Raw genomic sequence first — 12,213 nt, 5'->3', positions numbered from 1 at the left:
ACCTTATGAAAACAAGCGTATTAAATTTCCTAATCATGGTTTTACTGGTCTTGCCAAGCTGGGCCCAAGACAGTGAAATCTCAGGCACCGTAACTGACAATGCGAGTGGCGATCCCCTTCCGGGCGTCACCGTTCAGGTGCAAGGCACAGGAACAGGTACTGTCACAGGCCTAGATGGAAAATACAGCATCCCTGCCACTACCGAAGATGTATTGTTATTTTCCTTTATTGGCTATCAAACCGCCAAAGAAACCGTTGGAAACCGAAGTTCCATCGATGTCGCCCTCGGCCAAGATGTGTCCAACCTGGATGAAGTGGTCGTAGTAGGATACAGTTCCCAGAAAAAATCGGATATGACCGGCGCCATTGTCGCAGTAGATCTTACGCCCATAGAAGGACAGAGCATGAGTAATGGTAACCCAATGCAGGCCTTGCAAGGGAGAGTTCCAGGCCTGTATGTAGAAAAATCAGGTGATCCTTCAGGAGCCAGTAGTAGGGTATTAATACGTGGTGTCTCCACGCTGGGCAATAATGATCCACTGTATGTGATCGATGGTATTCCTACGAAGCGTCCAGAAGTTTTTGCCAGCCTAAGCCCTGACGCAATTGAGTCCATTCAAGTGCTCAAAGATGCTTCCGCCTCTTCTATTTACGGTTCCAGAGCGGCAAATGGCGTCATCTTGGTCACCACCAAGAACAAAACGCTTGGAGGAGATAAGCTGGGGGTAAGCTTTAATTCTACCTTTTCAGTCCTTTCCGAAAAACAGCAACGTTATGATATGCTGAATGCCCAGCAGCGGGGAGAGGCCATATGGAGGGCATCGGTCAATGACGGGGCAGATCCTGCCAGTGGCTATGGAGAAATCTATGATTTTGATTGGAATGGAGATTTTGACAATCCCGTGCTAAACAGTGTGACCGTCCAGCCCTTTGTAGGTGGTAATGAGTCCATACCGGCTGGCGACACCGATTGGCAGGATGAAACATACGAAAAAGGATACGCCTTCAATAATGAACTGACGGTCACCACCAATTCTGAAAAATCATCATTGATGGTCAATTTGGGATATTACAAAAACACCGGCATGCTCAAATACACTGATTTTGAGCGTTACACTGCTCGGCTAAATGCCAATACATGGTTATTTAACGACAAGGTCCGGTTTGGGATAAACACCCAATTCTCTTCTTCAAATGAGCTTTTGGCTGCCATGGACGTAGGCGGTGCCCCCACTCCGGGACTTGCTATTACCTTGGCTCCTACCATCCCTGTATATGACGCCAATGGCAGCTTTGCCGGGCCCTTGGGGTCAGGATATTCAGACCGGAACAACCCTGTCCTAATGCAGTATCTCAACCGATGGGATAACACACGTAAAAACAACTTCTATGGAAATGTCTTTGCAGAATGGTCCATTTTGGAAAACCTTACCTTTAAGACCAGTCTAGGTCTTGACCTAAGTGACTACCAACGCAAGGATATCGAACCAAAAGTAAACAACGGTTTTGTTAACCGAAACAATAACCGACTGATTTGGGACACCAATAAATTCACCAGCTTGGTCTTTTCTAACACCTTAAATTATAAACTGGTTAAGGGTGACCATCGATTTGATGTATTGTTAGGAGTGGAATCGATCAAAGACGATTTTAACAGCATCCTATCTCAAGCGGATGGATTTGCAGTTGAATCCGAGTCGTATTTTGTCCTAAATGCAGCCTCCGGAGCACGTACCAACAGCGGTTCTGCTACAGGTAGTCGCTTGCTGTCACAATTCGGAAAAATCAATTATGCTTTTTCTGACAAATACCTGGCATCGTTTACCCTGAGAAGGGATGGCTCCTCCCGCTTTGGTAAAAACAACCGATACGGTATATTTCCGGCGGCCACTGTGGGCTGGCGGATCAGCAATGAAGCGTTTATGGAAGACAGTCAAGTCTTCTCAGACCTTAAAATCCGACTCGGATATGGTGAAGTTGGCAACCAAGAGATTGGTGACTTGGCGCGCTTTGGCCTGTATGAATCTCGGTATGGCCCTAACCAAGCCCAATATGGTGGTGGATTCTTTGAAACATATTATAATGTCGGAACAGCCTATGACATCAACGGGAACGACACAGGAACATTACCTTCTGGCTTTGTCTCTATCCAAGCTGAAAACCCTGACCTAAAATGGGAAACCACTCAGGAATGGAATGTCGGGGTTGACTTCAGTCTGTTTAATTACGCCATCAATGGTTCATTCGATTATTTTAACCGGAAGACAACAGATATCCTTACCACTCCGCCCATTGCCTCGGTAATTGGGGAAGGACAGCAAAGGGTGCTCAATGGAGCTTCTACAGCTACCCATGGCTGGGAACTGGCCTTGAACTGGGCAAAAGACGTTAATAGTGATTTAACCGTATCCGTAAACACCAATTTTGGGGCTTTTAAAGATGAAATCACCTATCTGCCCGAGGAGGTACGAACCGCCTTTCCCGGCACGATAAACAACTCCATCCTTGGACACTCACAGTTTTCCATTTTTGGCTACCAGACCGACGGTCTTTTCCAAAGCCAAGAAGATGTTGACAACAGTCCTGATCAAGATGGCGCGCGACCAGGAGGGCTTAAATTCAAAGACATCAACAATGATGGCGTGATCGACTCGGACGACCGCGATTTCATCGGAACGACATTACCCGATCTCGAATACGGAATTGGTGTAGACATCAAGTACAAAAATTTTGATTTCTCCATTTTTGGATCAGGTGTAGCTGGAAGGATTGGACAAGACCCCTATATCTTTTGGAACAATTTCGTTCAAGGCCGGGAAAATGCAGGGTTGGGAGTCCTAAACGCCTGGACTCCAGAAAACTCAAGTTCGACGATTCCTTCCCTATCCCTTGCCTTTAATGACACCAGGACTTCCGACTACCTTTTTAGAAACAATGCCTATTTCAAAATCAGAAACTTACAATTCGGATATTCCTTTCCTGAGGAAATGATCAGCAAGTGGGCAGGGATGTCTCGACTCAGGGTGTATTTCCAAGGTGAAAACCTCTTATGGTTTACGCCAAAGGACTACATCGGTTCAGATCCAGAGCGTACTGATGTTAATCGCATCCCCGTCCCTACCACTTTCACATTAGGACTAAATGTTAACTTCTAAATTCAGCAACTTATGAAATCATATAAAATATATACTGCTGCTATCCTACTGGGATTAAGTATAAGCGCTTGCTCGGATGAATTTCTTGAATACGAGCCAGAAGGAGTACTTTCCAGCGAAAATGTATCCTCTCCTGATAATGCAGAAGGATTGGTCATCGCCGCCTATGCTGGCATTGGAAATGACGAAATGATAGGTCCATTGACCTCCATGTGGGTTTATGGAAGTGTACGCTCAGATGATGCCTATAAAGGAGGAGGAGGACGAGGAGACGTCGCAGAAATAGACCGATATGAACAATATAACCTTACTATTCCTGACCAAGGCGATGCTATGGCTCCTCGAACATGGACCGACTTCTATAAAGCCATTTCAAGGGCCAATTTTGCGCTCCAAGTAATTGCTGATATTCCTGAAGCAGATTATCCGATGAAAACCATCCGTCAGGCTGAGTTAAGGTTTCTAAGGGGCCATTCTCATTTTATTCTTAAAACACTCTTCGACAAAATCCCCTATATCACTGAAGACCTTTCTCAAGAGGAAATTGCTCAGGTAAGCAATGATGTAACCGATGAAGAACTTTGGAATAAAATAGCAAATGACTTTCTATTTGCTTATGAAAATTTGCCGAATTCCCAAGATGAGGTAGGCCGCGCTGACAAAAATGCAGCAGCAGCCTATTTGGCAAAAGTGAGGCTTTACCAAGCTTATGAACAAAATGACCAACACCAAGTAATAAACATCAATCATGATCGCTTGGAAGAAGTCATCCAATATGCAGATGAAGTAACAGGTACTTTGGAAGACGACTTTGGCAATAATTTCCTTGATGGATTTGACAATGGTCCCGAATCCATATGGGCAGTTCAATTTTCGATCAATGACGGTACGACAGTAGGACGCGTGAGCTATGTCACCGGACTAAACTCACCTCATGGTAATGTATTGTACGGATGCTGCGGATTTCATTTAGCTAGCCAAAACATGGTCAATGCTTTTAAAACTGATGAGAATGGGCTTCCAATGTTGGACAACTTTAATGAAATGGATATTTTCAACACTGTATTACCCGATGGAACCACCCCTCCATCAGCCAGCCTAACGGTGGATCCCAGACTCGATCATACGGTGGGCATTCCAGGAAGACCGTTTAAATACAGAAATACTGTAAATAATGAAGGGGATATGGTGTACAATTTCAGCTGGGCCAGAGACCCTGGGGTATATGGTTACTTTGGTAACATGAAAGAACAGCAGTCTCCTGATTGTGCTTGTTATAAAAAAGAAGGACCTTTTATAGGCACTTCGAAAAATATCGATTTTATCCGTTTTGCAGATGTTCTTCTATGGAAAGCCGAAGCACTGATTCAGCTAGACCGATGGACGGAAGCATTGCCCCTTATCAATGCCGTAAGGTCTCGCGCAGCAAACAGTACGCAAAGGCCTCTAAATGCCGGAGCTAGTGATATTTACCATATTGGATTATACAATTCATTTCCCGACAAAGCCTATGCTTGGAAAGCGCTTAAATTCGAACGACGACTGGAGTTTGCCATGGAAGGCCACCGCTTCTTTGATCTAGTTAGATGGGGAGAAGCTGACTCAGTCCTCAATAACTACTTGGATGAGGAAAAAACCAAAAGGGATTTTCTGTCCAATGCTGAATTTACACCTGGCAGAGATGAGTACTACCCTATCCCGCAACGTGAAATAGATTTTACAGGCGGGGTATATAAACAAAATCCTGGTTATTAACCACTATGCAGCGGGAACAAGATCAGTTCCCCGTTGCATAAAAATCTCATAGATTTATATGCTAAACCGATATAACAATTAAATGAGTTATGAACTTCGGATTATGGAAAAGTTTTGCAATGTTTGGATCAATCTATATTCCGGAGACCTATGTTATCCATAAACAATAGCCCATCGCGAAATGATAAAACACCCTCAAAACATCCTACTGGTAGTGCTCCTACTGCTCACTTGTCATTTCACTGTTTTGGCCAGTGAAATTGAACTGAAAATTACCAAAAGGTACCTCAACTTTCCTATTTCCGGTCAGGAGGCACGGCATAAAATGACCTTCCAAAGTGAAGGTCAGCCAGAACTGAATATCGTCATTAGACTTGCTGCCGGGGAACCAGACTACTGGGTATTCAAGGATGTCTCCAATCTAATAGGAAAAACGCTTACCATCAGCTATGAGGGAAATCAAGCAGGACTTTCCAAAATCTACCAAGCTGATGAAATTGCTGGTGCTGACAGCCTTTACCAAGAACAAAACAGACCCCAGTTTCACTTTACTACCCGCCGTGGATGGATCAATGACCCCAATGGACTACTTTATTATGATGGAGAATATCATCTATTTTACCAGCACAATCCCTACGAAAGGGAATGGGAAAATATGCACTGGGGACATGCTGTAAGTAATGACCTGATTCATTGGAAAGAACTTCCGGATGCCCTTTATCCTGATGAGCTTGGCACCATGTTTTCGGGATCAGCGGTCATAGATGATCAAAACACCGCCGGCTGGAACAGTGGAAGCACCCCAGCCATGGTCGCCGCCTATACTGCCGCAAACCGTGATCGACAGACTCAAGGAATTGCCTATAGCTTAGACAAGGGCAAAACCTTTACAAAATATGAAGGGAACCCTGTGATTGACTCTAAAGAAAAATGGAACAGTATTGACACTCGAGATCCCAAAGTTTTTTGGTACGAGCCAGGAAATCACTGGGTAATGGTACTCAATGAACGTGATGGTCATTCCATTTATAATTCATCCGACCTAAAAAACTGGGAATACCAGAGTCACACCACGGGTTTCTGGGAATGTCCAGAGCTTTTTGAACTACCCGTGGACGGAAATACTGATGAAATGCATTGGGTCATGTACGGTGCATCAGGAACTTATATGCTAGGCGAATTTAATGGAAAAACCTTTACCCCTACCACTGGGAAACATCACTATATCACCGGGTCTATTTATGCAGCTCAGACTTTTACAAATGTCCCAAATGGACGTAGAATCCAAATGGGATGGGGGCAGATCAGTCACCCTGGAATGCCATTTACCGGCATGATGATGCTGCCCACTGAACTTACGCTAAGGACCACCAAAGACGGCCCAAGACTTTTTAACGAACCAGTTAAAGAGACCGAAAATCTATTTATTCCGATAGGTCAGTGGCGTGACCTTACGGCTGAAGAGGCCAATAAAATACTGGAGGCCCATAGCGCGAAAAGTACCTTAAGAATCAGGACAAGGATAAAACTATCGCACGCCACAAGTGCCGGGATAAGTCTTTCTGGCCAACGGATCCTAAATTATGATCTTAATTATAATAAATTAAATGGAGCTTTTTATTCTCCAAATGATCCTACTGAAATGGGGATTTCTGCCGACATCTATATCGACAAAACCAGTATCGAGATCTTTGTGGATGATGGCGCCTTTACCGTGGTCATGCCTAGGGAAACAGTAGAAAAAAATAACGAACACCTTCGTTTTTGGGGTAATAATATATCCATCCAAAGCTTGGAAATACTCGATGTGGCTTCCATATGGAAATAAGCACACATTTCGAACGCATAAATTAAACATTTTCAGGAATAACAACTCACGATCAAATCAATCCGCTAATGAACTTATACATCAAACCTATAATGCTATTCACGGTATTGGTGAGCATCACTTCATGCTCACCCAATACCCGTGAGAAAAAGATGGCTGTCCAAAAGTCTTTCGATGAACAATTTCGCCCACAATATCATTTCAGTCCACCACAGCAGTGGATGAACGATCCCAATGGCATGGTGTACCTTGATGGAGAATATCATCTTTTTTATCAACACTATCCCGATAGTAATGTTTGGGGCCCGATGCATTGGGGACATGCCGTTTCAGAAGACCTCCTTCACTGGGATCATCTTCCTATAGCCCTATACCCGGACAGCTTGGGGTACATATTCTCAGGTAGTGCAGTGATAGACCATGGAAACACCTCTGGACTTGGAAAAAATGGTCAGGATCCAATGGTGGCCATCTTCACTTATCATCATGATGAAAATGGCCAAAGTCAAGGGATCGCATTCAGTAATGATAAAGGCCGTTCGTGGACCAAGTATAGGAATAACCCTGTGCTAGAAAGTCCTGGAATTCCGGATTTCAGAGACCCAAAGGTAAGTTGGTATGACCGTGGAAATGGTTCAGGAAAATGGATCATGACTTTAGCCGTAAAGGACAAAATAAGCTTTTATTCTTCCCCAAATCTCATCGACTGGACGCATGAAAGTGATTTCAACCCCGAATGGGCTGCATATGGAGGTGTATGGGAATGTCCTGACCTCTTTCCATTAAAGACCAACTCCGGAAATGAAAAGTGGATGCTATTGGTCAGCATCAATCCAGGAGGCCCCAATGGGGGGTCGGCCACCCAATACTTTATCGGAAATTTTGACGGACAAAACTATACCGCTGAAGGTGAAAGCATCAAATGGTTGGATTACGGCACAGACAACTATGCAGGAGTAACTTGGTCAAACATTCCTCCAGAGGATGGTAGAAGGCTATTCATAGGCTGGATGAGCAATTGGCAATATGCTAACATCGTTCCGACAACCGAATGGAGATCCGCTAACACCATTCCGCGTGAGCTAGCATTGATTACGGATCATGGGGTAGAGAGGGTGGCATCTCGACCGATAAAAGAATTGGAGCAACTACGTCAAACTACTGAAATCATTCAAGGATCCACACATGCTTTAAAGGATCCACTATTTGAACTGGAGCTAGAAAAAGAGAGTGGCGAATCAGCCAGAATCACTCTCAAAAATGAGCTGGGAGAAAAAGTCATGATTACATTTGAAGACAATCAATTGATCTTTGACAGGACTGAATCTGGAAAAATAAGTTTTGAAGAGGGTTTTGGCAAACGAATTACCGCACCTATCACCGATATAACCATAGAAACCATTCGTATGTATGCTGACCGCTCCTCATTAGAAATTTTTATTAACGATGGAGCTTTGGTAATGACCGAAATCATTTTCCCTAACGCTCCCTATTCACAGTTAGAAACAGACGGTTTTCAGAAAAAAGGCAAAATACATTATTTAACATCGATTTGGAACCATTAATCATAATGGTCAGATAAAAATGTTTCAATTCCTAATACTTCTGGCTAGCTTTAGCGATCAGCTTAGCAAAATGCATTGAAGTAAACCTATAAACCTAAAATGAACAGTAAAAAATACGTCATCTTTCTTTCCATCGTGGCTGCTTTGGGAGGTTTTTTATTCGGATTTGACACCGCCGTAATTTCTGGTGCAGAGCGATTTATTCAGGAAAAGTGGCAGCTTAGTGACTGGACACACGGCATGGCCGTCGCCATAGCCCTTTATGGCACCGTCATTGGCGCGCTGTTTGGTGGCATTCCTGCCGATAAATACGGAAGAAAAACCTCATTATTGTGGATTGGAGTATTGTATTTCATTTCTGCCTTGGGCTCTGCACTGGCACCCGATGTATACAGTTTCATGTTCTTCCGCTTTATCGGAGGCTTGGGCGTCGGGGCTTCTTCGGTAGTGGCTCCCATGTACATCAGTGAGATTGCCCCGGCCAAAAACCGCGGCGTACTGGTGGCCCTCTATCAATTCAACATTGTTTTTGGTATCCTAATGGCTTATTTCTCCAATTACCTGATCGAAATGGCCGACCTGAACGAAAGCTGGCGTTGGATGATGGGAATGGAAGCAATCCCTGCTTTGATATATACGCTGCTTTCTATCCGAGTACCCAAAAGTCCCCGATGGCTGATCGCTCACCATAACAAGGTAGAAGAAGCTACCCAAATCCTTAGAAAAACTGACCCAGAAGGTGTGGATGAAGCCATCCATTTGGCCATTGAGGAACGCAATAGAGAAAAAATCAAAGTTGGTTTTGCCGTGCTCTTTAAGCACAGCCATTTGAAAACCACCTTGCTGGCTATTATGATTGCGCTGTTCAACCAACTTTCAGGCATCAATGCCATCATCTATTTTGCGCCCAGAGTTTTTGAAATGGCAGGAATTGATCAAAAAAGTGCCTTGCTGTCCACCATAGGCATCGGCGTGGTCAATATGATCGCCACCATGATCGGCCTGTACTTGATCGACCGAATCGGTCGTAAAAAACTAATGGTGATCGGCTCCATCGGCTATATCATTTCGCTACTACTGATGGCCTATTCCTTTTCGGGAGGAGTCATCAACTCCGGGTATTTACCCCTTTTCGTATTCGTTTTCATTGCCTCACATGCCGTGGGACAGGGCAGTGTGATCTGGGTGTTTATCTCAGAAGTATTTCCCAACGAGACCCGCGCTTTTGGACAGTCCATTGGTTGTTTTACGCACTGGATATTGGCTGCAGTGATCGCCAATGTATTCCCTTTCTTTGCCAATTCCTTTGGGCCGGCAAGTATATTTGGATTCTTTGCAGTCATGATGGGCTTGCAACTCCTATGGGTATTGACCAAAATGCCCGAGACCAAAGGAAGATCCTTGGAGGAAATCCAGCAGGACCTCAAAATAAAGCAAGGCACTTAACGGTACCTAAAGTATCTTTCCAAAAGATTCACAATAAAAAGCAAACAGTAAATGAACAAAAAAGCAGTTATTTTCGGTGAAATGCTTTGGGATTGCTTTCCTGATAAGCAACTACCGGGAGGTGCCCCCATGAACGTAGCCCTACACCTACAGCATTTGGGCATCACGACCACTTTTATCTCCAAAATAGGTTCTGATAGTCTTGGAGCAGATTTATTGTCGTTTGTCCAAAAAAACGGGCTTAATGGTGATTTTGTTCAAAGAGATACCGCTCATGAGACCAGTCGCGTAGTGGTGGACAACTCCGACAAAGAAAACATCAAATATGAAATCGTGAAGCCTGTGGCCTGGGACTTTATGGAGTGGAACACAGCCATTCAGGAAAAAGTGGATGAGGCCGATGTCTTTGTATTTGGTAGCCTCGCTGCTAGAAGTTCCCAAAGCCAGAATACACTTTTCAGGCTGCTGGAAACTTCCACCCTAAAAGTCTTGGACATCAATCTTCGTCCGCCCCATTACAGCACCAAAGTGTTGGAACGACTACTGAAAAACACCGACGTTTTGAAAATCAATGAGGATGAACTGGAAATCCTCATCGAAATGAGTGCTTTAGATAAAAATGAAGAAAAGGCTCTTTCAGCAATAGTCGATCGATACGAGTTACAATTAGTCTGTATGACCAAAGGCAGTGCGGGAGCCATTATCTATGATGGCAGGGAGTTTTACCGTCATCCGGGCTACCAAGTGGATGTAGAAGACACGGTGGGCTCAGGGGATGCCTTTCTCAGTGGTTTTATTTCCCAGTACCTGAAAGGCAATCACCCCAATAAAATCCTTGATTTTGCGTGTGCTCTTGGTGCCCTTGTAGCCACCCAAAAAGGCGGCACACCACGGTATGACACAGATCAGATTACTGCTATCCAAGATAACAACTCATAAAATCAAAAAAAGGCAAATAACAATCGGTGAAGGAGAACAAACTGACTATATATCGTTGGCATTATATCATGAAAAGTCTCCCTACCTCTTTATCCAATCTTCACCCTCACCCCTTCCTTCGCAGACTTAAATGCCGCTTCCACGACCATGACATCTCTGAGTCCTTCCTCTCCAGGCACCATTACAGGCTTGTCCTGCAAAATGGCCATCGCATCATCGTCCATCTGTACGGCTTGCTGACTTTTTACCTGATTGGTGAATTGGGTACCGTCACTGGCGTATCCTTTGATACCTCCGTAAGACTGAAATGGCTCTAAACGGAAATTGCCACTCCGACAAGTTACGGTAAGCCTTCCCATGTTCATCCCAAAGCTGGTCGCACAATTCGCCATCAATCCGTCTGGAAACTCGAGCATATAATTCATGGTCTCGTCCACTTCTGCAAACATTTCAGGCCTCATCTTGCTTTCATAAGCCATAACTGAAATCGGTTCTTGGCCACTGATATACCGAACACCATTTATAGGGTATACGCCCATATCGTACATGGCCCCGCCTCCCATTTCCTTATCCAAGCGCCAAATACCAGTGCTATTCATGTAAAAGCCAGCCACTGCTTCCAGCATTTTAAGTTCCCCATATTTCTGGGTCTTCACAAATTCCCGGAACAGCTGCGTATTGGGTTCGTGTTGCATCCTGTAACCGATGGATAATTTCACCTTATTTTTGCGACAGGCTTCTATAATTTGTTCGCATTCCTTGACCGTCTTGGCCATTGGTTTTTCACACCAAACGTGCTTTCCGGCTTCGGCAGCTTTGATGGCATATTCGGTATGCATGCTGTTTGGCAACACCACATAAACCACGTCAATATCCGGATTATCGGCGATAGATTCGAAGTTATCGTAATTGTAAATGTTCTGATCGGGTATGCCGTAATCTTTCTGCCACTTCACTGCCTTGGCCGGCGTACCGGTTACAATACCCGCCAGGTGGCAGTTAGCGGTCATTTGGAGTGCTGGGGCCAATTGCCCTGTGCTGTATCCACCAAGTCCCACTAAAGCCACCCCTAGTTTCTCTTTCTTCCGGCCAAAAGAAACATTTGGAAAATTGATAGCAGCAGTGGCCAAGGCCGTACGTTGGATGAATTGTCTTCTTTTCATGGTTGGTTTTAGGTTTAAAGGTTTGAAGCTTAATTGGTTTAAGAGTTGGGAAAACATGAATTAATCTAGGTTTAACCCGAATTATGCAATTGGATTCGTAATGAGGGCTGAAACCGCAAGAAAACCAGGCTGTTTGGAGACTGAGGCATCCACCGTGGCGAATGGTGAACTTGTCTGCCGCCAAGTAGAGTCGAAAACAGTAGCGAAGCGACTGATTTTGAAGTAGTTTAAGGCCGTAATACTTTTGCGCCGCGGCGCAGATTTTCTATTGCATATTTCGGGTTTTATATCGACCAAGCTAAAGACAAAAAGATACATGTCTGAATATTGGCATGTCAATCTCCCCGTCCTTACCCCCCACT

7 protein-coding genes are annotated in these 12,213 nt (G+C 44.4%); 6 read left to right on the top strand and 1 reads right to left on the bottom strand.

Translation table 11 applies throughout. The features are described 5' to 3' along the window. Nucleotides 1-5: 5 nt before the first annotated feature. The 6 genes from ECHVI_RS13700 (at nt 6) to ECHVI_RS13675 (ending at nt 10,688) form a co-directional block, all read left to right on the top strand. Nucleotides 6-3,155: a SusC/RagA family TonB-linked outer membrane protein gene (locus ECHVI_RS13700; protein WP_041738672.1), complete on the top strand. Its 3,150-nt coding sequence runs from the start codon at nt 6-8 to the stop codon at nt 3,153-3,155. Nucleotides 3,156-3,167: 12 nt separating this feature from the next. Beyond that, entirely contained in the window at nt 3,168-4,910 is a 1,743-nt protein-coding gene (locus tag ECHVI_RS13695) for a RagB/SusD family nutrient uptake outer membrane protein (RefSeq protein WP_015266599.1), read from the top strand. Nucleotides 4,911-5,091: 181 nt separating this feature from the next. Further along, nucleotides 5,092-6,738: a glycoside hydrolase family 32 protein gene (locus tag ECHVI_RS13690; protein WP_015266598.1), complete on the top strand. Its 1,647-nt coding sequence runs from the start codon at nt 5,092-5,094 to the stop codon at nt 6,736-6,738. Nucleotides 6,739-6,806: 68 nt separating this feature from the next. Next, nucleotides 6,807-8,303, top strand: coding sequence for a glycoside hydrolase family 32 protein (locus ECHVI_RS13685; protein ID WP_015266597.1), 1,497 nt, complete (start codon nt 6,807-6,809; stop codon nt 8,301-8,303). Between the two features lie 99 nt (nt 8,304-8,402). Beyond that, complete coding sequence (locus ECHVI_RS13680) at nt 8,403-9,749, top strand: sugar porter family MFS transporter (protein ID WP_015266596.1); 1,347 nt, start codon at nt 8,403-8,405, stop codon at nt 9,747-9,749. Nucleotides 9,750-9,800: 51 nt separating this feature from the next. Next, nucleotides 9,801-10,688, top strand: coding sequence for a carbohydrate kinase family protein (locus ECHVI_RS13675; protein WP_015266595.1), 888 nt, complete (start codon nt 9,801-9,803; stop codon nt 10,686-10,688). A gap of 89 nt (nt 10,689-10,777) precedes the next feature. Here the strand turns inward: ECHVI_RS13675 and ECHVI_RS13670 are convergent, their stop codons facing one another. After that, on the bottom strand, nt 10,778-11,851 hold the full coding sequence (locus tag ECHVI_RS13670; RefSeq protein WP_015266594.1) for a Gfo/Idh/MocA family protein: 1,074 nt from the start codon (nt 11,849-11,851) through the stop codon (nt 10,778-10,780). Between the last annotated feature and the right edge of the window lie 362 nt (nt 11,852-12,213).

Origin of the sequence: Echinicola vietnamensis DSM 17526, assembly GCF_000325705.1 — a bacterium.
In the GTDB taxonomy this organism is placed as follows: Bacteria; Bacteroidota; Bacteroidia; order Cytophagales; family Cyclobacteriaceae; genus Echinicola; species Echinicola vietnamensis.
This window is presented reverse-complemented; position numbering and strand designations above follow the sequence as displayed.

Excerpts from the sequence above, each read along its gene's own strand:
- ECHVI_RS13675 (WP_015266595.1), top strand. The coding sequence starts at position 9,801 with ATGAACAAAAAAGCAGTTATTTTCGGTGAAATGCTTTGGGATTGCTTT.
- ECHVI_RS13670 (WP_015266594.1), bottom strand. The coding sequence starts at position 11,851 with ATGAAAAGAAGACAATTCATCCAACGTACGGCCTTGGCCACTGCTGCT.
- ECHVI_RS13700 (WP_041738672.1), top strand. The coding sequence starts at position 6 with ATGAAAACAAGCGTATTAAATTTCCTAATCATGGTTTTACTGGTCTTG.
- ECHVI_RS13685 (WP_015266597.1), top strand. The coding sequence starts at position 6,807 with ATGAACTTATACATCAAACCTATAATGCTATTCACGGTATTGGTGAGC.
- ECHVI_RS13695 (WP_015266599.1), top strand. The coding sequence starts at position 3,168 with ATGAAATCATATAAAATATATACTGCTGCTATCCTACTGGGATTAAGT.
- ECHVI_RS13690 (WP_015266598.1), top strand. The coding sequence starts at position 5,092 with ATGATAAAACACCCTCAAAACATCCTACTGGTAGTGCTCCTACTGCTC.
- ECHVI_RS13680 (WP_015266596.1), top strand. The coding sequence starts at position 8,403 with ATGAACAGTAAAAAATACGTCATCTTTCTTTCCATCGTGGCTGCTTTG.